Genomic DNA, 19,810 nt, shown 5'->3' with positions numbered 1-19,810 from the left:
GAGATTTGGCAGATGAGCGGTCGCATGGCGCGGTTTGCGCTGGGCGCCTATCAGGCAACGGGAACGTTGCTGACGCCGTTCGTCGGAGGGTACCTCGCCTATCGGGCCGCGAAGGGCAAGGAAGACCGTGCGCGCCGTTTGGAGCGCTCGGGCTATGCCAGCGCCGACCGTCCGGCCGGACCGCTGGTCTGGTTCCATGCCGCAAGCGTCGGTGAAACCAACGCCGTCATTCCGCTGATCCGCGAAATTCGCCGCCGCGACATCCACGTCATTCTGACCACCGGAACCATCACGTCCGCCAAGCTGGCCGCTGAGCGCATCGGCAACGAAGCGATCCATCAGTACGTGCCGCTCGACCTCAAGCCCGCCGTCAGCCGTTTCCTTGAATATTGGCAGCCGGACTGCGTACTGATCGCTGAGTCCGAAATCTGGCCGGCGACCCTGATGGAACTTGGCCGCCGCCGCATCCCGCAGATCCTCGTCAACGCGCGCATGTCGGACCGCTCCTTCGCGCGATGGAGTCGGCGTCCGGCACTTGCGGAAGCCCTGTTCGAGAACCTGGCGCTTGTTATTGCGCAATCGGATGTCGATGCCGAGCGCTTCCGCGATCTCGGCGCGCGCCACGTCATGATGTCGGGCAATCTCAAGGTCGATACCGACGCCCCGCCTTACGATGCTGCGGTATTCGCCGACTACAAGAAGCAGCTCGGCGGCCGCAAGACCTGGGCAGCGATCTCCACCTTCGACGGTGAGGAAAAGGCCGCAGGCATCGTCCATCGGGCGCTGAAGGAGCGGGACGAGCAGTTGACGATCATCGTGCCGCGGCATCCGGAACGCGCCGACGACATCGAAGCCGAGCTCGTCAAGCTGGGTCTCAAGGTCGCCCGCCGCACGCGCGGTGATGCGTTGGCCCCTGATGTCGATATCTTCCTAGGCGATACGATCGGCGAAATGGGCCTCTACCTGCGCCTGACGGAGGTTGCTTTTGTCGGGCGCTCGCTGTTTGCCGAAGGTGGGCAAAATCCGCTGGAGCCGGCGATGCTCGGTTGCGCGGTGCTGTCGGGCAGCAACGTGCAGAACTTCCGCGAAGCCTATCAGAAGCTGGCGCGGCGCGGCAGCGCGCGCATGGTCCGCGATACGGAGATGCTTGCCAAGGGCGTCCACTATTTGCTCACCAACGACGGAGCGCGTCGCACCATGATCGAAGCCGGGATCGGCGCCGTGCAAGAAATGCGGGGCGCGTTGACGGCGACAGTGAAGGGCTTGGAGCCCTATATCAATCCGCTCACCGTGAAGGCGAGGCTGCTGCCGAAGGCGGCTTTGCAGCGCTGAGGGCAGGGCGGCTATGAAGGCAATCAAGGGAATACTTTTCGACAAGGACGGCACGCTTCTCGACTACGACGAGAGCTGGCTGCCGGTGAACCGCGAGCTAGCGCGCATCGCTTCGGAAGGCGATCCCGAACTCGCGGACCGGCTGCTTCTGGCTTGCGGCATGGATCCCGTCAGCGGCCACATCGTTCCCGACAGTCTGCTGGCGGCCGGCAACACGCGCCAGATTTCGGAGGGGCTCGTCGCGGCCGGCTCGATGCTCGACGTGATCGAGCTGACGATCAAGCTGGACGAGCTCTTTTCTCATGCCGCCGAGTTTTCCGTAGCAGTCACTGATCTGGCCGCCTTTTTCGGTCGGCTGCATGCACGCGGCTTTCGCCTCGGTGTCGCCTCGAGCGACAACGAGCGCTCGATCAGGCAAACCGCCCAGCGCTTTGGCTTTGCGCCCTTCATCGACTATGTGGCCGGATACGATAGTGGCTTCGGCACCAAGCCGGAACCGGGCATGGTGCTTGGTTTCTGCACGGCGACGGGCCTTGATCCCTCCGAGGTCGCCGTTGTCGGCGATAACAACCACGATCTGCACATGGGCCGCAACGCCAAGGTCGGCGTGACCGTGGCCGTACTGACTGGCACCGGATCGCGTGAAACGCTCGCTGCCGCATCCGATTACTGCCTGAACGACATCACCGAGCTTGAAGGCCTGCTGCCCGACCGTCAGCTTGCTTGATTGACCAAGGGCTTGCTTTTTCTTGAAATTTACCTTCTCTTTCCGCCCGGTCGAGGACACAGCCCGTCAGCATGACGCTCGGGGTCCGAAAGGCAGGGCGGGGAAAATGGTATCCGAAGCGCCACCCTTCTGGTGGTCGAAAGCCGATTGGCGTGCCTGGGCGCTCTATCCGATTTCCTTCCTGTATGGGCGTGCGGCCGGCTATCGGATGGCCAACGCCAAGCGTGCCTCGGTTCCCGTGCCCGTTATCTGCGTCGGCAATTTCACCGTCGGCGGCGCCGGCAAGACGCCGACGGCGCTGACGATCGCCCGCGCGGCAAAGGCAAAGGGGCTGAAGCCTGGTTTTCTGAGCCGTGGCTATGGCGGTTCCCTCGATGTCACGACTGTTGTCGATCCGGTTCATCACCGCGCCCTGGCTGTCGGGGACGAACCTCTGCTTCTCGCTCGAGAGGCGCTCACCGTGATTTCCCGCCGCCGTGTCGAAGGGGCCCAGCGCCTCGTCAAGGAAGGCGTGGACCTGATCATCATGGATGACGGTTTTCAGAGCTCTCGCCTGGCGATCGACTATGCGTTGCTCGTCATCGACGCCACGCGTGGCCTCGGCAATGGCCACATCGTTCCCGGTGGTCCTGTACGCGCGCCCATCCGTCAGCAGTTGCGCTACGCGACAGCCCTTTTGAAGGTTGGCGGGGGCGAAGCGGCCGACAATATCGTTCGGATCGCGGCGCGCGCCGCCAAACCCTATTTCACGGCTTCCCTGAAGGTGTGCGACAGCGCCGATCTTTCCGGCCGCAACGTGCTGGCCTTTGCCGGTATTGCCGATCCGTCGAAATTCTTCCGCACCGTCGAATCCGTCGGCGGGCATATCGCCGCTCGCCGCTCGTTCGGTGATCACGAGCATCTGACCGATGACGAGATCGACGACATTCTGACAACGGCAGAGAGCGACGGCCTTCAGATTGTCACGACGTCGAAGGATTTCGTCCGGCTCGCCGGCCATCATGGCAAAGCCGAGGAACTCGCGGCGAAATGCCGGGTGATTGAGGTGGAGATGGCCTTCGAGGATGCTCTGGCGCCAAGTCTCATCATCGATCGGGCCATCAATGCCTGCCGCGACCGGCGCTTGAAGGAAGGGCGGAAGGCCTAATCGGAAAATCTCGGGGTGCCGGTGTTCAGCGTCAGCGCTTCTGGTTCGGCAAAACGCCAGCGCGCTTGTCAGCCTCCAGCGAGGCTACGGCATCGGCGTAGGGCTCCTGGCGCGCGACGCTCCAATAGCGCAGCTCGTCGAGCGGGATCTGCTTGCCGGTAATTGCACATACGACGTAGGAGCCCGGCGACAGGATCTGAAAATCCGCATCGAGATAGCGTATCTGCGCTTCGCGGTTTCCATTTCCTTCGAACAAGTTCATGCGCTCCATTCCTTGCAGGCTGTCATACCCCTGCCATAACGCGCCGCAGCGGCCTTTTCCAGCTTTTTCAGCTACGGCCGAACAACCGTTCAATATCCGAGAGCTTGAGCTCGATATAGGTCGGTCGTCCGTGGTTGCACTGCCCTGAGCCGGGAGTAACTTCCATTTGACGGAGAAGGGCGTTCATTTCTTCGGGTCGCAGCCGTCGGCCCGAACGCACGGATCCGTGGCAGGCCATGGTCGCTGCAACATATTCCAGCTTGGCCGACAGGCCGGAGGCGGTATCCCATTCGGCGATCTCGTCCGCCAGCTGACGGATAAGTCCCGTGGCGTCCACCTCTCCCAGCATGGCAGGTGTCTCACGCACGGCGATCGCGCCGGAGCCGAAGCGCTCGATGGCCAGCCCCAGCTCGCCAAGCTCGGTGGCAAACTGCATAAGCCGATCGCAATCCTCTTCCGGCAGATCGACGATTTCGGGGATGAGGAGCACCTGCGAGGCGAGCCGTTTCGAATGCAGCGCCTTGCGCATCGCCTCGAATACTAGGCGCTCATGCGCGGCGTGCTGATCGACGATTACGAGGCCATCATCCGTCTGCGCCACGATATAATTTTCGTGAATCTGCGCCCGGGCGGCACCCAGCGGATAGCGCTGTGGCGGCTCTTCCGGCGCAACCGGCATTCTTGGGGTAGGGGCGATGTCGCTGCGGGCCGTCGGCGTCGCAAGGCCGTCGAAGGAGGCCTGCGGCCGTTCGCCGAAGCTGCCGTTTGCAGCCTGGTGGAATGGACGCGATGGCGAGGTCGCCGCCGACCAAGGCTGTTGGGGCCGTTGGGCGCCAGGCTGGAAACCGGGCCGGAAGGAGCGCAGCATGCCGTCTGCACCCGTTGTGGCTGCCCGGCTGCCGTCACGCGCCAGCGCCTCGCGCACGGCGCCGACGATCAGGCCGCGCACCAGTTGCGGGTCGCGAAAGCGCACATCCGATTTGGCCGGGTGCACGTTGACGTCGACAAGGGCCGGATCGAGCCTGATCGACAGTACTGCGACCGGATAACGCCCGGCTGGGATGGTCTCGGCATAGGCGCCGCGGATCGCCGACAGGATCAGCTTGTCCTGCACCGGGCGTCCGTTGACGAAGGCATATTGGTGGGCCGAGTTTCCGCGATTGAAGGTCGGCACGCCGGTAAAGCCTGTCAGAGATATGCCCTCCCGCTCCGCATCGATCTCGATCGCATTGTCGCGAAAATCCTTGCCAAGGATCTGCGCCATCCGCGCCAGATGATCGTCACCCGTCGCCGGCAACTCCAGCGTCGTTCGATCAGTCCCCGAGAGCACGAAGCGCACCCCGGGGAAGGCAATCGCCATGCGCTTGACGACCTCGGTGATCGCCGCAGCCTCGGCCTTTTCCGTCTTGAGGAATTTCAGGCGGGCCGGCGTCGCGAAGAAGAGATCGCGAACTTCGACGATCGTGCCCGGATTGCCGGGTGAGGGGCGAAGATGTGTAATTCTCCCGCCCTCGACGGCGATTTCGTTGCCGCCCGCGCTGTCCCGGCGGCGGCTCGAAATGCTGAGCCTGGCTACCGAGCCAATCGATGGCAGCGCTTCGCCGCGAAAACCCAGCGTGCGGATATCGTCCAGCGTATGTGAGATCTTCGAGGTGCAGTGGCGTCGTACGGCAAGCTCCAGATCCGCAACATCCATGCCAGACCCGTTGTCCGAAACCCGCAGCAGGCTCTTGCCGCCGCCCGACGTCGCAACCTCAATGCGCGTCGCGCCTGCGTCGAGGGCGTTTTCGATCAACTCCTTAGCGGCGCTCGCGGGCCGCTCGATGACTTCACCGGCGGCGATTTGATTGATGAGGGTCTCTGAAAGCTGTCTGATGGCCATGCGCCTATTCTCTTGGATTCGCGGGTCCGAGGGAAGGGCGAAAGCGCCACCGCCTTTCCGTTCTGCACGCCCTAATTCCGGCTGCTTAATATTAAGCGCGCCTTAAGACAAAGGTGCCATTTTGCAACTTATTCCGAGGACTGGGTTTAAATCGGACAGATGTGGGACGCGTAGGAATGAGTGCCGGCTTCGAACAAGCGGACACATCATCTGTAAGCAGCGAAATGCCGGCTGAATCAAGCCTGCAGACGGTGCTGTTTGACGCGGTATGCGAGAGCTTGGGCGCCGCATTCATCGTCTATGACAAGACCGACCACATGGTCTTTGCGAGCCGCCAGGTTCTCGATTTCTTTCCGATATCGGCGGCGATGCTGAAGCCGGGGAGGCGGTTGCGGGACTTCCTGGGCGCCATCTACGACACCGGCATCCGCACGCAGTCGGCCAGAAACCAAGGTGCGATGAGCCGTGAGGATTGGCTGTCCCAGAAGATCGCCTCGCACTGGCGCGAGCGCTTCGAGGCCGTCGAGCGGCATGGTGCGGATCGGTGGATCAGGTTTGGCAAGCGGCGCCTTGCGAGCGGCTACGGCGTCTGCGTCATCCAGGACATTTCCGAGAACAAGAAGCGCGAGGAACAGTGGCGCTCCGATCTCGAGCGTGTGCAGCTCACGGAGGATATCCTCGACAACCTGCCGTTCCCGCTCTTCGTCAAGGACCGCAATCTGAATTACGTCGCCGTCAACATCGCCTTCTGCGACAAGTATCAGACGACGGTCGATGAAGTGCTTGGCCGCAAGAGCAGCGACCTGTTCTCCGCGGATGTCGCCCAGCGTTTCGAGGAAAGCGACCGTCATGTTCTGGAGACGGGCGAAATGTCGATTTCCCGTCAGCGGCAGGTCTCCCGCGACGGCGTCGAACGCGACATCGTCACGCGCAAGCACCGGATCGGCAAGCCGGGGCGCTATTTTCTTGTCTCGACCATGCAGGATCTGCCGCGCGACGGCGACGATCTAGAAGAGTTCCGGTTCGCATCGACGGTCACGACGTCAAGCAAGAATTCCTATCGGCGCGCCTATGTTCCGATGAGCGGAAACGGCGAACGGCGCGAGCCGGCGGCAATGGAGGCGATCGTCCCGGAGAACTTCTCCGGTCGCAAGATCCTCGTCGTGACATCGGATGTCGTGGCAGAAGGCGCGGCCCTGCGGACCCTCGCCAAATACGGTTTCGAGGCCTGCTCGGTTCGCGGCGAGGACGAGGAGGAACAGTTCCTGGAAATCGCGAGCTCGTCCGGCATCGTGCTCGACCTGCTCGTGATCGACAACCAGCTCGGCATGCGCTGCCTCGAGCTCGCCGAGCAATACGGCATCCCGGCACTGGCGATGGACGGCTTCCAGCTCGCCAATGAGCTCACCTTCCAGATCGCCCGTCATTTCAACCGCAGCAACCGCGGCCAGATGGCCGAAGGCATTGACACCGACTGGGAAATCACTGCCGTGGAGGAGGCGAACACGCTCGACGTGCTCGTTGCCGAAGATAACGACATCAACCAGATCGTTTTCTCGCAGATTCTCGAAGGCCTCGGCTACCGTTACATGATCGCCCCAAGCGGCGACGAAGCCGTTCGCCTCTGGACAGAGCACCAGCCGAAAATCATCCTGATGGATATCTCTCTGCCGGGCTTCAACGGTTTCGAAGCGGCGCGGCTGATCCGCCAGACAGAGGAAGGCGGCAGTGCAAGAACGCCGATCATCGGTGTTCTGACGCAAGCCTTCGAGCGCGATCGAGCTGAGTGCGCAAAGGCTGGAATGGACGACGTAATTGTGAAGCCGGTAAGCCCAGATATTCTTCAAGGGATCTTTCAACAGTACCTTGCCCAGGACATCAGACAGGCCAGCATGTGACGAACAAAGCTCGTCAACTCCCTAAATCTTGGGACAAAACACGGTTCCAACGTGACCGATCCACTATCGAATTCTTAAGACTTGCCCGCCATCCTTCCTGCCGTTGGTGCAGTCTGGGTCTGAATGATGATGTCGGCTGAAATGCCTCTGGTGCCCGTAAGTCAGAATGAACTTCAGACAATGGCCTATACCGACCCACTGACCGGGCTCGGCAACCGCTACCGCATGCGCGACCGGATTGCCCAGATCTCAGCCGAACGCGCGAGCGATCCAGCACCATTTACGATCGGCATCGCCAATCTCGATTCCTTCAAGCCGATCAACGATCTTTTTGGCTCATCGGCGGGAGACGAAATTCTCTGCCAGGTCGCCCATCGATTGAAGGCCTGCATTCCCGACGGTGCCCTCGTGACGCGTCATGACGGCGATGAATTTGCCTTTGTCCTGCCGCTGGTGTTCGAGCGGGCCAGCGCCGAGAAGTTCGGCCAGATGATACGCGAAGTCCTGTCGGCGCCGTACGATCTCGGCGACCGCAATGTGCGGCTGTCGGCATCCTTCGGCTTTTCGATCTATCCCTTCGCGGGCGAGGAATTCGACGAACTGCTGAAAAGCGCCGAAACCGCGCTCTACCGTTCAAAACGCCGCGGCCGTGGCCAGATCACCGTCTATTCCCGCGAGATCGCCCAGGAAATGAAGCGCGCGACGCAATTGGAACAGGCGCTGCGCAATGCCATCATCTCCGATGTGATCGACGTGCATTTCCAGCCGATCGTCGCACTTTCCAATAACCAGGTCGTGGGCTTTGAAGCTCTGGCGCGATGGAACGATCCTGATCTTGGCTTTGTATCACCGGGCGTTTTCGTCCCGCTGGCGGAGGAGCGCGGCTTCATTGATGCGCTGTCCGAGGCGCTCCTGCGCAAGGCGGCCGAGGCTGCCCTTTCCTGGCCGCGCGAACTTTTCCTCTCCTTCAATCTCTCCTCGGCGCAGTTGATGGATCCGGGGACGAGCAGCAGCATCCTGTCGATCCTCGGTCGTGTCGGCTTCGATCCGCACCGGCTCGAACTCGAAATCACCGAGACTGCGGTGATGGGCTCGGCCGACACGGCAAACCGGATCATTGCGGATCTCCGTCAGGCCGGCGTGCGCATTTCGCTGGATGACTTCGGGACGGGTCAATCGAGCCTCGGCCGCCTCCGCGACTTTATGTTCGACAAGATCAAGATCGATCGCGCCTTCGTGTCGCGCATCAATTCCGATCGCGCCTCGGAGCACATCATCAAGGCGATCCTAACCATGTGCGAGGGGCTCGACCTGGAAGTGGTCGCCGAAGGGATCGAGGACTATCTGGAAGCCGTCAAGCTGCGTTCGCTCGGCTGCGGTATGGGGCAGGGCTACCATTTCGGCAAGCCCGCTGACAGCATTGCCACGCTCCGGTTCTTGCACGAGAACTACTACGACACGTCTGATCGCGTCAGCGCCTGAAACTCCGATGGCGCCCTTTCGGACGCCACCGGTTACGCGGTACTCACTGCGCAGCATCTTACTTGTTCGTCGTTGAACCCGTGGCCGTGGTATCCGTTGTACCGCCAGGCGCAGGGGCCTTCTCGGCTGCAATCATCTGAAGCGTCTTGAACTGCGGAGCCGCCTTCAGCGTTTCTGCGGTCTCGGACGTGGTCAGCTTCACTGTGCCGTCCTGCGTGTTCTGAGCGACGGTGATCTTATCCATCGGAACGGCAACATCCTTTTCGCCGATTCCAAGGAAGCCGCCGACGCCGATGATCGCTGCGACCAGGCCGCCGTCCTCCTTCATGATCAGGTCGTTGACCTCACCGATGCTCTCGTTCTGGCCGGTGTAGACCGACTGGCCAATATAGGTGTTGGCACTGATCTGATCGGCGGCCTGCTCCGTTAGATATCCACCACTCGCCTGCGCGGTGTCAGCCGTTGCGGCCGGCGCCGGAGCCTGAGCGGCGTTGTCCATCGGTGCTGTGGCGTCCGGGACCTTCGGCGGAGCTGCCGGGTCGGCCGGTGCGGCCCGTGTTGCCGGAGCGCCTGGTGTTGCCGGCTGAGTCTGTGAGAATGCCGCCGGTGCAAAAGCCGTGGCAAACAGCGCGCTAGCGGCAACGGTCTTCAGGAGTTTGCTTGTCATTTTGAACCTACCTTTGCGTTCCTGAGGGATCTTTAGCCCGCTCCCGCCATGCTCGGCGTTTGCGGCCGGTTCCCTATTGAAATGAACGGGATTTCAATTGGTTCCCGAAAAAAATCGCGCAAAAATTGCTAATTCCACGGAACTTTTAGCTCATACGATGTATGGCCACGCGGGGTTCGGTCGACAAAAAAGGGCGCCAAATGGCGCCCCGTGAAGCCTGATTATGGTTCTTCACATCACGTAAACCGGGTCGAAAACGCCCTTCACCGTAACATCCAGTTCGAGCAGGGAACCCGCCTGCGGTTGCATCGAGCGGGCATGCTCATCGAGCCCCTCCCACGCCGTGGTGACGGCAAGGCGGTCACCGTTTGTCCCGATGAAGGCAGGGCATGACGGCTGTGCCGCCGGCACCTTGTAGCGTGCAATGCGCAGTCCATCAGGGCTGTAGCGATCGACGGTACCGGCACCCCAACGGGCATTCCAGATGTATCCGTCGGCATCCACCACCGAGCCGTCGATGCCACCCGGCTCATCCATCGTGTCCACAAGCACGATCGGCTCGCCTGTCGGGAGACCGGTCTGCGGATCGACCATCACACGCATCAGCCGGCTGATGCGTGTATCGGTGAAGTAGCCCATCGTTCCATCCGGCGAGAAGCAGATCGAATTCGGGATGCTGATGCCATCGAATATCTTGGTTACGCGACCGCCGGCGACGTGGTAGATGGCGCCTGCGCGGCTTTCCGCCCGCTTGCTCATCGTGCCGATCCAGAGCGAGCCGGAGGGGTGGGTGCGGCCGTCGTTCGAGCGGTTTTCCGGTTTGTCGCTTTCAAGAGCTGCATAGAAGGTCAGATTGCCGCTCTTGATATCGCGAATGAAAAGGCCTCGTTCGGTCGCAAGCAGCTGCCGCTCAGGATCGACCCGGGCGAGCACGCTCGCCATCATCGGCAGCGCATGCACCTTCTTCTCTTCCGTCGAAAGGTTCAGCTCGTGCAACTCCTTGCCGAGAATATTGAACCACCAGACCGTGTTGGTGTCCGGATCGTAGGTCGGCCCCTCACCAAGCACAGAGTTGGTGCTGCAGAGTGTCCTGCCCGCGAACTCATGAATTTCCGTCATATGCCTTAAGCTCCTACGGCTGCGTCATAGGCGTAAATGGTCGCCTTGGCACGCTCGGCAACCTCTGCGGCGGTCATTCCCGGCTTGTAGAGGCTGGTGCCGAGGCCGAAGGCATTTATGCCAGCCTTGGTGTAATCGGAGAAATTCTTGTCCGAAACACCACCAACGGCCGCAATCACGAGCTCCGGCGGCAGAATTGCGCGGATAGCGGTGATGCCCGACGGTCCGAGAACGCTGGCGGGGAAAAACTTCAACCCCGTTGCGCCGGCGCGGGCAGCCGCCAATGCCTCCGTCGGCGTGAAGACGCCCGGCATCGTCACCATACCGTAGTTGCGGGCGAGAATAATGACCTCGGGCTCGACGTTCGGCGTGACCAGCAGTTTGCCGCCTGCCGAATGGAGGCTGTCGACGGCCTCGGTCGTCAGCACGGTCCCGGCCCCGATGAGGCAATCGGCCGGCGCCATCTTTGCGGCAATCTCGATCGACTTGAACGGCTCGGGCGAGTTCAGCGGGATTTCGATGGCGGTCAGACCGTTTTCGATCAGTGCGCCGACCACGCCTTCGGTTTCTTCAGGCTTGATGCCACGTAGAATGGCAATCAGTGGACGCTTCATCGTAGGAAAGGGGATGCGGTTCATCGCTTTGGTACTTTCTCAGTTCGGCCAAATAGTTTTGGCGGCGGCAGCAAGGCCGCCACGGACGGCCGTGTCAGCATCAATGGTGTTGTAGGATAAAGATAATGCCTTGAAGGCCGCTTCATAAAGGCCCTGCAGCCGGCCGGCGGCGACGAGAGTGACGTCGACGCCCGTCCCCGCATCTGACATCGCGCCCGCGATTTCCAGTGCGATCAGGGTCCCGGATATCTTCGCCTGCGCGGCCGCAGCGGTCAGACCATGCAGCAACTGGCCCGAGCGCGCGGTAAAGAAGAGGTTGGTCGCCATCGCGGGTCGGTCATAGGCCGTTTTTACGGCGCTCCCGAAGGCTGCCTCGTCCGCCGGGCTCTGATCGGCACCGGCGATTGCATGCGACAGGATCGTGTGCTTGGAGATCGCGTCGAAAAGTTCGCCGGTCATGAAGCTGGAGAAACCGGAGACACGACCATTCTTGACATGCACCCATTTCGAATGCGTTCCGGGCATGCAGACCGCCTGCGACCCAGTGCTTTGCGGGCCAAGCGCACCGAGGAGCTGTGTTTCCTCGCCGCGCATGACATCTGGCCGCGCCGGATCCCTCTGTGCAAGTCCGGGCAGGATGCGGACGTCCCGGCTCTGGTCGGGGACGGATACGGCGCCGGTCAGGATCGAGGATAGCGATGCCGGGACATCGACATAGCCCGCTTCGACCCATCCCTGTTTCGCACCTGCCATGCCGCAGATGATGACCGGAAGATTTTCCGGCGCATTTACCTTGCCCAAGTGCGAGGCGAGAACCTCGGCAAATCCGGTCTTCGCTGCCGTCGTCATACCTTCATTGCCACGGCTTTCGGCCAGGACGCTGTCATCCTTGCCGATCAGCCAGAGCCGAAAACTGCTCGTTCCCCAATCCACCGCGACATAAGCGGGATCCGCCATCAGAAAATGCCTCCATCGACAATAAGAGATTGTGCGCTCATCGCTGCCGCGCAGCTAGACGCCAGAAACAGGCACGGACCGACGATCGCATCGGCGTGCAGAACCTTCTTGATGCATTGGCGCTGCACCGTTTGCGCAATGCCGTCCTCGGTCAGCCAAAGCTTCATCTGGCGATCCGTGACGATCATGCCGGGCAGAATGCAATTGACGCGGATGTTATCCGGTCCGAGCTTGCCGGCCAGGCTTTTCGTCAGCCCGATCACGCCGGCCTTCGCGGTCGTGTAGGCCGGGAATTCGGGCATGTTGAGGAGAAAGGCGATCGACGACATGTTGATCACCGCGCCGCCGCCAGCGGCACGCATCGAGGGCGCGACGGCTTGCGTGGTGAAGAAGACGTGCCGCAGGTTGGTCGCCTGGTTGTTGTCCCAATATTCCTCGGTCACCGTTTCGAAATCGTGCCGGTCGTCGCGGGCGGCATTGTTGACGAGCACGCTGATCGGACCGGAGTGAGCGACAACCTCGTCGACTGTTCTGCGGATGGCGGCGACATCGCGAAGGTCGGCCTTATGAAAGCGAACGGGATGCAAGGTGTCGCGCGACAGCCTCGCGACGAGGTCATGGCTTTCCGTTTCCGCGATGTCGATGAAGGAAACCTTGGCGCCTTGTCGGGCGAAGCCTTCGACAATCGCTGCCCCGATGCCTGATCCGCCTCCCGTGATCAGGACCGTGCGGTCCCTGAATTCCGGAAACTGCGCAACAATACCCGTCACTATTTCCTCCCGGCTTTCGGTTGTTCTATTATTTGGAACCTAATTTGACTATGTGGAATTATCCGACTACCCTGGCATTTCTGTCAAGGCGTTTGAGGCAACAATGAGTGCGGCAAAAGGGAGTGCGCCCGAGAGGCGCGACACGGGCACCCTCGGCAAGCTGATGGTCCTTCTCGACCTGGTGACCCACGCCGACGGTCCCATGCGCTTCACGGATATACTGGCAGTTGCCGATCAGCCGCGTGGTACGGTCCACCGCCAACTCAGCCATCTCGTGGAGGAGGGCCTGCTCGAGATCGATGCGGAGGGCAGATACTCGCCGGGCTTACGGCTTTTGGACTTCGCGTCTCGCAGTTGGGCGCGCAACGAGTTTCGTCTGGTTGCGGAGCCACATCTTAAGGCTCTCCAGAATTTGACTGGTGAAACGGTCCATCTCGGCGTGCTGCGCGGCACCTCGATCATCTACCTCGACAAGTTCGAAGGGCAGCAGCCCGTCAGAATGTATTCGCAGATTGGTAACGCCTCACCGGTCTATTGCACCGGCGTCGGCAAGGCGGCCCTTTCCATCCTGCCCAGAGAGCGGGTCAGGGCCTTGGTGGCGGACCTCTCCTTCCATCGGTTCACGGCAAACACCCATACGGCCGAGTCGCTTCTTGCTGAGATCGAGCAGATACGGGAGCAGGGCCATGCCTTCGACCGTGAGGAGCACGAGGTCGGGATTCGCTGTATTGCTGCGCCGATCTGGTCAGAAACTCAGTCGCTTGTTGGCGGCGTTTCCGTGACTGGTCCGGCTTACAGGCTCACTATGGAAAGGCTTTCGGAATGGGCGGCTCCGATCCAGCAGTCGGCTGAACGGATCATGGAGGCGATGCGCATCGGGCTTGGTCCGCGTCGCTGAACTGCTGACGGCCGGCTTGGCCTAAAGCACAATATTGAGATTTTCTGACGAATCGTCACAATTGATGCTCGTCAATCCCCCGCCTTGGGGTGTATGTGCTGGTAGATCGTCACCGGCGATACAAACTAGGGACGGCGCGGAGGCGTCGCCGCCCATCAGGCTTCCATCTTTTTTTGAGTTGAACAAGTAAATGACTTCATCGCAGCCAGGATCTTCCGTGGACGTACACGTTAGCGAGATCGCCGGACTGAAAACGCAGTTCGATATTTTCCGCTTCATGAAGAAGGTAACGGAAGCCTATCGGGCGCGGGCCTTTATGGTTTTCAATCTTCCTTCCGTGACAGCACGGGACCTGCAGAGCAGCACGGTCATCTCGAGCTGGCCGGTGGAACTTCTGGCTGCCTACGACCACGAGGGGCTTGTGGCCAATAGCCCGGTCATGAAGAGGCTTCGGACTTCGACAACGCCCTTCTTCAATGACGTGTCGCAAGCGAAACTGGATCGCCCCGACGGGAAGGCGGGCATCGTCAAGGCACTTTTCGAACGCTTTCGCATGATGCGTTGCGCCTATTTTCCAACCCACGAGCCCTCAGGCGGTCGTGGCGCCATTTCATTCTCAGGCGATCGCGAGGCATTCACCGCAGAAGAAATGCGCGAACTCCACTATATCTCCATCCACGTCTTCGACCGGTTGGCGGAGATCCGCAACCATGACAACTGCGTCACCGATACCTTGACCGATCGGGAGATCGATTGTCTGAACTGGACCGCGGCTGGCAAGACCAGTGTGGAGATTGCCGAAATCCTCACCCTGTCCGAGCATACGGTGAACCACTACCTGAACCGCGCGACAAAAAAGCTGGATACGGCAAACCGGACGCAGGCAGTCGCCAAGGCGCTGCGGATCGGTCTCATAAAGTAAGCGTTGCGCAAATTGTGGGCTTGCCAATCATTCGCGCCCAATTTCTCGCCAATTCCGACGACCCCGGCGCCATGCCGCGCCGGCATTGCTGGCGGTTTGCCAATTGGCATGTTTTCTGCTTGCTTACATTCAGCGGTCCAGAGGGGACCTGGCACGACGCCGGATAAACGGCGCGGCCTGCATACCGCCAGCCGATGCCACAGGCCCGACCTCGGGCGTAGGGCGTCGGCGGCGGTTGTTGCCTTTAGAACACGCCGCCGACGGCATCCCTCACGCTTGCTCTTCCCATGGGCATTTTGCGCTGGCCTTTTGTGACGCTTGCTCTAGTTCGCAAGGCTTAGCTCGCTATCCTGGAAGGCTGTTGTGACCATCAGGGCGAAAGCCCGGCGGACTTGGTGGACATAGTGGCCTTCCGGCGAGCCTCGTCTCCTCAAATGCGGTCCCGATCGCCGATTTTGTTTGGCGAAGAGGCGGCGCTCCTCTATCTAGAATGCCAAACACAGGCAGTGAGGATGGAATGACGGGCGTCACCAAGGAACAGGTTCTCGAAACGCTGAAGACCGTACGCGGCCCCGATCTCGAGCATGATATCGTCGAGCTCGGTATGGTGTCTGATGTCTTCATTTCCGACGGCAAAGTCTATTTTTCCATCACCGTTCCGGCCGATCAGGCTAAGGAGCTCGAGCCGCTTCGTCTGGCTGCCGAACGGGTCATCAAGGAAATGCCGGGCGTCAAGGGAGCGCTGGTTGCGCTGACGGCAGACAAGAAGGCCGGTTCCGGCTCGGCGCCGGTCTCGCGCCCGCAGCCGCAGGCCGGGCATGACCATCATGGCCCTGCGCACGCCCCGCAACAGCAGCCGCGCGCCGGCAAGCTCGGCGTTCCCGGTATCGGCGCGATCATCGCCGTCGCCTCCGGCAAGGGGGGCGTTGGAAAGTCCACGACGGCCGTCAATCTTGCGCTCGGCCTCCAGGCAAATGGCTTGCGTGTCGGCATTCTCGACGCCGATATCTACGGCCCCTCGATGCCCCGGCTGCTGAAGATTTCCGGCCGCCCCACCCAAATCGATGGGCGCATCATCAACCCGATGGAGAATTACGGGCTCAAGGTCATGTCGATGGGCTTCCTCGTCGATGAGGAGACCGCCATGATCTGGCGTGGCCCCATGGTGCAATCGGCATTGATGCAAATGCTGCGTGAGGTGGCCTGGGGCGAACTGGACGTGCTTGTCGTTGATATGCCGCCCGGCACCGGCGATGCGCAGTTGACGATGGCGCAGCAGGTGCCGCTGGCGGGCGCCGTCATCGTTTCGACGCCGCAGGATCTCGCCCTCGTCGATGCCCGCAAGGGCTTGAACATGTTCAAGAAGGTCGAGGTCCCCGTGCTCGGCATCGTCGAGAACATGAGCTATTTCATCGCGCCCGATACCGGTACCCGCTACGATATCTTTGGTCATGGCGGGGCTCGCAAGGAAGCCGAGCGCATCGGCGTTCCGTTCCTCGGTGAAGTACCGCTGACGATGAACATTCGTGAGACGTCCGACGCCGGCACGCCGCTTGTCGCGACGGAGCCGAACGGCATTGTTGCCGGCATCTATCGCGACATCGCGACCAAGGTCTGGCAGCAGCTCGGCGGGCAGCCGCAGCGGGCCGCACCGGAGATTGTTTTCGAGTGAAATGCTTCGCTGCCGCTAGACTCCCAATTGCGGAGGAAATGTGGTGAAACGGCGCAGTAAGCGTAAGATGTCTTGATTCTTTCGCAGCTTTCCGTCATATGGCGCGCCGTCGCCATGAGGCGGTGTTTTGCGAATGCTCGATGATGGCCACCCCGCCGGGGCGGTCAGCTGCATGGTCGGAGTTATCTTGGTCGAAGGATTGGTGACTGCGATGCGGTTGAGCACGTTGCATATCCTGGCGGTTGCCGGATGTGCCAGGAGTCGTATGAACTTTCTTCAATCGCTTTCATTAAGATCGGGAACTTGCACCCCGCGCGCTCTCGCAGGCGGCGCGCCGCGGAAGGGCTTTCGATGAAAACAGCGATGCGCGCAACAAGCCCGGATTGCCGGAGGCCCAACCGGTGATCACGGCCTACTGTTCCAATTGCAAGTCGGTTGACGTTGGCGACCTGTCGCGGGGTACGTTACGCGACGATGTGATGTGGATCGACCTGATCGAGCCTTCGCGCGAAGAGGAGCTTTTCGTTGAGAAAGCTCTCGGCATCGAGGTTCCGACGCGAGACGATCTCAAGGACATCGAGCCGTCAGCCCGTCTCTACGTCGAAAACGATGCCGTCTTCATGACCGCTTCCCTCGTCTGGAAAGCCGAGACAGATGCACCGACGCTGACCGACGTGGCATTCATCCTCGCCGGCAAGCGGTTGGTCACGATCCGCTACGCGCAGCCCAAATCCTTTGCGCTCTTCATTGCCGCGCTCCACCGCGTGCCGCAGCAATGGCGCAGCGGTGCCGCATTGCTGGCAAAGCTTTTCGAAACGATCATCGATCGCACTGCCGAGATACTGGAGCAGTCCGTTGCCCGCATCGACATCCTGTCGACGCATGTCTTCGGCGATCGCGCCAGGAAGGTGCGCAAGCCGTCGAACTATCTGGAAGAGAAGCTCCGGGACATTGCGGGCCATCATCGCATTGTGAGCAAGGTCAGGGACAGCCTCGCCTCGTTGTCCCGCCTCATGACCTTTTTCTTCACCATCCCGGCCGTTCAGCAGGATCGCGACACCAAGGAATTGTGCAAAACGGTCTCGCGCGACATCCAGTCGCTCAACGAGCATGCCTCCTTCATCGCCGGCAACATCACGTTCCTGCTCGACGCCTCGCTCGGCCTGATCAACATCGAGCAGAACTCGATCATCAAGATATTTTCGATCGCGTCCGTGGTGTTCTTGCCGCCGACGCTGGTCGCCTCCATCTACGGTATGAATTTCGAGTTTATGCCGGAACTGCACTATGCCCACGGATATCCGTTTTCGATTGGGCTAATGGTGCTGTCCGCCGTCATTCCCTTCTTCTTTTTCCGATGGAAAGGCTGGCTCTGAAGAGCCTGTTTTCATTTCATGCACGAAGGTAGCCATACACACGAACGACACATGAAGCCGCGCAAGCTGGCCTACCTTGCGCTCGGCTCCATCGGCGTCGTCTACGGCGATATCGGTACCAGCCCGCTGTACGCGTTCCGCGAAGCCCTGAAGCCCGTCATGGTCGACGGCCTCACCCGCTTCGAGGTGATCAGCCTCATCTCGCTGATGATCTGGACCCTGACCATTATCGTCACCATCAAGTACGTGCTCTTCCTGCTGCGTGCGGACAACGAAGGCGAAGGCGGCACGCTTTCCCTGCTGGCGTTGCTGATGAAGACGGCAAATGGACATACCGCGCTGCTGATGTTGCTTGGCCTGGTGGGCGCGGCGCTGTTCCTCGGCGACGCGATGATCACGCCGGCTCTCTCGGTGCTATCGGCTGTCGAAGGTCTGAAGCTCGTGGCTCCAACTCTGACGAGCTACATCGTACCGATCTCGGTCTTCATCCTGGCTCTGCTATTTGTCGTCCAGTCTCGAGGGACCGGGGCCGTCGCCCGCTTTTTCGGGCCGATCATGGCGCTCTGGTTCATCGTGATGGCGGCCGCCGGCATTTCTCACATCTCGGATGACTTTGGCATCCTTGCCGCTTTCAACCCTTACTATGCCGTTAGCTTCCTGCTGCATGAGGGGTTCTACGGCGTGGTCGTGCTTGGCGCGGTCTTCCTAAGCGTGACCGGTGCCGAAGCGCTTTATGCCGATCTCGGGCACTTTGGTCGCCGGCCGATCCAGTGGGCGTGGTTTGTGCTGGTTTTCCCGGCATTGACACTGAACTATCTGGGGCAGGGCGCTCTGGTGCTCGGCAATCCCGCGGCCGTGTCCGATCCGTTCTTCCTGGCCTTTCCGCAATGGGCGCTGCTGCCGGCCGTCATTCTCGCGACCGCGGCCACCATCATTGCCAGCCAGGCGGTCATCACCGGTGCCTTCTCGCTCGTCCGCCAGGGCATCAACCTCGGCTTCCTGCCACGCATGGAAATCCTCTTCACCTCGGAGACGAATACCGGGCAGATCTTCTTGCCCTCCGTTAATGCGTTGCTGTTCGTCGGCGTCATCTTCCTCGTCATCAGCTTCAAGACGTCGGACGCGCTGGCCATTGCCTACGGCATCTCGGTTACGGGCGCGATGGTCGTCACTTCGATCATGGCCTTCGAGTTCGTGCGCGCGCGATGGAACTGGTCGATTCCGGTCGCCACGTTGGCGCTTGCCCCGCTGCTCTGCCTGGAAATGATCTTCTTGGGTGCAAACCTGCTGAAGATCCACGACGGCGGTTACATTCCGATCCTGATGGCGACCGCCTTTACGATCCTCATGTGGACCTGGCGTCGCGGCACGGCCCTCCTGATGGAGAAGACGCGCCACACCGATATCCCGCTCGCCTCTTTTGTCAGCTCGATCGAGCGCAAGAGCGATCATTCGCCCGCCCAGGTACCCGGTACCGCGATCTTCCTGACGAGCGATCCGGAATCGGCGCCCGCGGCCTTGCTGCACAATCTGAAGCACAATCACGTTCTGCACGACAAGAACGTAATCCTCACGATCCGCACCATCAACAAGCCGCGCGTTGCGAGCGCCGATCGCTACAAGGTCGAGCAGATCTCGGAGCGGTTTTCGCGCGTCGAGCTCATGTTCGGCTTCATGGAGTCGCAGAACGTCTCGCAGGCCTTGGCGACGTTGCGCAAGACCGGCCTGAAGTTCGACATCATGTCGACCTCATTCTACCTCGGCCGCCGCAAGCTCGTTCCCGATGCTAAGTCCGGCATGCCTTATTGGCAGGACCGTCTTTACATCGCGCTTGCCAATGCCGCGGCCAATCCGTCGGACTATTTCCGCCTGCCGGCAAACCGCGTGGTGGAACTCGGCTCGCACGTCATTATCTAGAAGAGCAAATGCGCTTCTAAAAAGCCCGGCGATCCGCCGGGCTTATACATTGCGAGGCCGGTGCATCGGTTATGATGCACCGGCCTCGTTTGCCATTGAGGTGATTGCAACACCGCAGTGACGATGCGCAGAGCGGTTGGTCCTAGCGGGCCTGAACTTTCGTTCGTA

Annotated in this window: 17 protein-coding genes; 10 read left to right on the top strand and 7 right to left on the bottom strand. The window is 60.9% G+C overall.

Going from position 1 to position 19,810, the window contains the following annotated elements; genetic code table 11:
• Window positions 1–12: 12 nt before the first annotated feature.
• The 3 genes from waaA (at window position 13) to lpxK (ending at window position 3,206) form a co-directional block, all read left to right on the top strand.
• On the top strand, window positions 13–1,332 hold the full coding sequence (gene waaA / locus IB244_RS29645; protein WP_018856932.1) for a lipid IV(A) 3-deoxy-D-manno-octulosonic acid transferase: 1,320 nt from the start codon (window positions 13–15) through the stop codon (window positions 1,330–1,332).
• Between the two features lie 13 nt (window positions 1,333–1,345).
• Window positions 1,346–2,059 (top strand): HAD family hydrolase, encoded by a 714-nt coding sequence (locus IB244_RS29640; RefSeq protein ID WP_018856933.1) that lies wholly within the window; start codon window positions 1,346–1,348, stop codon window positions 2,057–2,059.
• A gap of 106 nt (window positions 2,060–2,165) precedes the next feature.
• Window positions 2,166–3,206: a tetraacyldisaccharide 4'-kinase gene (lpxK, locus tag IB244_RS29635; RefSeq protein ID WP_169681304.1), complete on the top strand. Its 1,041-nt coding sequence runs from the start codon at window positions 2,166–2,168 to the stop codon at window positions 3,204–3,206.
• Window positions 3,207–3,237: 31 nt separating this feature from the next.
• Here lpxK and IB244_RS29630 read toward each other — a convergent pair whose 3' ends face one another.
• Window positions 3,238–3,468, bottom strand: a complete 231-nt coding sequence (locus tag IB244_RS29630) for a DUF2093 domain-containing protein (protein ID WP_007530431.1) — start codon at window positions 3,466–3,468, stop codon at window positions 3,238–3,240.
• A gap of 67 nt (window positions 3,469–3,535) precedes the next feature.
• Window positions 3,536–5,350 carry a DNA mismatch repair endonuclease MutL gene (gene mutL / locus IB244_RS29625; protein WP_169681306.1) on the bottom strand — a complete coding sequence of 605 codons (1,815 nt, stop codon included), beginning with the start codon at window positions 5,348–5,350 and terminating at the stop codon, window positions 3,536–3,538.
• A 176-nt stretch (window positions 5,351–5,526) separates the two neighbouring features.
• Between mutL and IB244_RS29620 the strand changes: the two genes are divergently transcribed.
• Entirely contained in the window at window positions 5,527–7,248 is a 1,722-nt protein-coding gene (locus tag IB244_RS29620) for a response regulator (protein ID WP_192306621.1), read from the top strand.
• Window positions 7,249–7,371: 123 nt separating this feature from the next.
• Window positions 7,372–8,730: a putative bifunctional diguanylate cyclase/phosphodiesterase gene (locus IB244_RS29615; protein WP_025659431.1), complete on the top strand. Its 1,359-nt coding sequence runs from the start codon at window positions 7,372–7,374 to the stop codon at window positions 8,728–8,730.
• 58 nt (window positions 8,731–8,788) lie between these two features.
• Here IB244_RS29615 and IB244_RS29610 read toward each other — a convergent pair whose 3' ends face one another.
• The 5 genes from IB244_RS29610 to IB244_RS29590 all read right to left on the bottom strand — a co-directional run bounded on the left by IB244_RS29610 (window position 8,789) and on the right by IB244_RS29590 (window position 12,857).
• On the bottom strand, window positions 8,789–9,397 hold the full coding sequence (locus IB244_RS29610) for a PRC-barrel domain-containing protein (protein WP_169681310.1): 609 nt from the start codon (window positions 9,395–9,397) through the stop codon (window positions 8,789–8,791).
• A gap of 231 nt (window positions 9,398–9,628) precedes the next feature.
• On the bottom strand, window positions 9,629–10,516 hold the full coding sequence (locus tag IB244_RS29605) for an SMP-30/gluconolactonase/LRE family protein (RefSeq protein WP_169681312.1): 888 nt from the start codon (window positions 10,514–10,516) through the stop codon (window positions 9,629–9,631).
• Between the two features lie 5 nt (window positions 10,517–10,521).
• Window positions 10,522–11,154 (bottom strand): 2-dehydro-3-deoxy-6-phosphogalactonate aldolase, encoded by a 633-nt coding sequence (locus tag IB244_RS29600; RefSeq protein ID WP_018856940.1) that lies wholly within the window; start codon window positions 11,152–11,154, stop codon window positions 10,522–10,524.
• A gap of 15 nt (window positions 11,155–11,169) precedes the next feature.
• Window positions 11,170–12,087, bottom strand: coding sequence for a 2-dehydro-3-deoxygalactonokinase (locus tag IB244_RS29595; protein WP_192306619.1), 918 nt, complete (start codon window positions 12,085–12,087; stop codon window positions 11,170–11,172).
• A complete protein-coding gene (locus IB244_RS29590; protein WP_018856942.1) occupies window positions 12,087–12,857 on the bottom strand; it encodes an SDR family NAD(P)-dependent oxidoreductase in 771 nt (256 codons plus the stop codon). The genes IB244_RS29595 and IB244_RS29590 overlap by 1 nt, the downstream gene beginning before the upstream one ends.
• A gap of 103 nt (window positions 12,858–12,960) precedes the next feature.
• Between IB244_RS29590 and IB244_RS29585 the strand changes: the two genes are divergently transcribed.
• The 5 genes from IB244_RS29585 to IB244_RS29565 all read left to right on the top strand — a co-directional run bounded on the left by IB244_RS29585 (window position 12,961) and on the right by IB244_RS29565 (window position 19,642).
• Entirely contained in the window at window positions 12,961–13,755 is a 795-nt protein-coding gene (locus IB244_RS29585) for an IclR family transcriptional regulator (RefSeq protein WP_018856943.1), read from the top strand.
• 190 nt (window positions 13,756–13,945) lie between these two features.
• Window positions 13,946–14,677, top strand: a complete 732-nt coding sequence (locus IB244_RS29580; protein WP_018856944.1) for a LuxR family transcriptional regulator — start codon at window positions 13,946–13,948, stop codon at window positions 14,675–14,677.
• Between the two features lie 517 nt (window positions 14,678–15,194).
• On the top strand, window positions 15,195–16,349 hold the full coding sequence (gene apbC / locus IB244_RS29575) for an iron-sulfur cluster carrier protein ApbC (RefSeq protein ID WP_018856945.1): 1,155 nt from the start codon (window positions 15,195–15,197) through the stop codon (window positions 16,347–16,349).
• Window positions 16,350–16,750: 401 nt separating this feature from the next.
• Entirely contained in the window at window positions 16,751–17,725 is a 975-nt protein-coding gene (locus IB244_RS29570; RefSeq protein ID WP_025659424.1) for a magnesium transporter CorA family protein, read from the top strand.
• 18 nt (window positions 17,726–17,743) lie between these two features.
• The gene (locus IB244_RS29565; protein WP_025659423.1) at window positions 17,744–19,642 is read left to right on the top strand and encodes a potassium transporter Kup; all 1,899 of its coding nucleotides are present in this window, start codon (window positions 17,744–17,746) and stop codon (window positions 19,640–19,642) included.
• The last annotated feature ends 168 nt before the right edge of the window (window positions 19,643–19,810 follow it).

This window comes from Rhizobium sp. RHZ02 (assembly GCF_014851575.1).
GTDB lineage: Bacteria > Pseudomonadota > Alphaproteobacteria > Rhizobiales > Rhizobiaceae > Rhizobium > Rhizobium altiplani.
The sequence above is the reverse complement of the archived record's forward strand: the minus strand, read 5'-3'. Positions and strand labels throughout refer to the sequence as shown.

Excerpts from the sequence above, each read along its gene's own strand:
- IB244_RS29580 (WP_018856944.1), top strand. The coding sequence starts at position 13,946 with ATGACTTCATCGCAGCCAGGATCTTCCGTGGACGTACACGTTAGCGAG.
- IB244_RS29615 (WP_025659431.1), top strand. The coding sequence starts at position 7,372 with ATGATGATGTCGGCTGAAATGCCTCTGGTGCCCGTAAGTCAGAATGAA.
- IB244_RS29595 (WP_192306619.1), bottom strand. The coding sequence starts at position 12,087 with ATGGCGGATCCCGCTTATGTCGCGGTGGATTGGGGAACGAGCAGTTTT.
- IB244_RS29565 (WP_025659423.1), top strand. The coding sequence starts at position 17,744 with ATGCACGAAGGTAGCCATACACACGAACGACACATGAAGCCGCGCAAG.
- apbC (WP_018856945.1), top strand. The coding sequence starts at position 15,195 with ATGACGGGCGTCACCAAGGAACAGGTTCTCGAAACGCTGAAGACCGTA.
- IB244_RS29600 (WP_018856940.1), bottom strand. The coding sequence starts at position 11,154 with ATGAACCGCATCCCCTTTCCTACGATGAAGCGTCCACTGATTGCCATT.
- IB244_RS29610 (WP_169681310.1), bottom strand. The coding sequence starts at position 9,397 with ATGACAAGCAAACTCCTGAAGACCGTTGCCGCTAGCGCGCTGTTTGCC.
- mutL (WP_169681306.1), bottom strand. The coding sequence starts at position 5,350 with ATGGCCATCAGACAGCTTTCAGAGACCCTCATCAATCAAATCGCCGCC.
- IB244_RS29630 (WP_007530431.1), bottom strand. The coding sequence starts at position 3,468 with ATGAACTTGTTCGAAGGAAATGGAAACCGCGAAGCGCAGATACGCTAT.
- lpxK (WP_169681304.1), top strand. The coding sequence starts at position 2,166 with ATGGTATCCGAAGCGCCACCCTTCTGGTGGTCGAAAGCCGATTGGCGT.
- waaA (WP_018856932.1), top strand. The coding sequence starts at position 13 with ATGAGCGGTCGCATGGCGCGGTTTGCGCTGGGCGCCTATCAGGCAACG.
- IB244_RS29640 (WP_018856933.1), top strand. The coding sequence starts at position 1,346 with ATGAAGGCAATCAAGGGAATACTTTTCGACAAGGACGGCACGCTTCTC.
- IB244_RS29605 (WP_169681312.1), bottom strand. The coding sequence starts at position 10,516 with ATGACGGAAATTCATGAGTTCGCGGGCAGGACACTCTGCAGCACCAAC.
- IB244_RS29620 (WP_192306621.1), top strand. The coding sequence starts at position 5,527 with ATGAGTGCCGGCTTCGAACAAGCGGACACATCATCTGTAAGCAGCGAA.
- IB244_RS29585 (WP_018856943.1), top strand. The coding sequence starts at position 12,961 with ATGAGTGCGGCAAAAGGGAGTGCGCCCGAGAGGCGCGACACGGGCACC.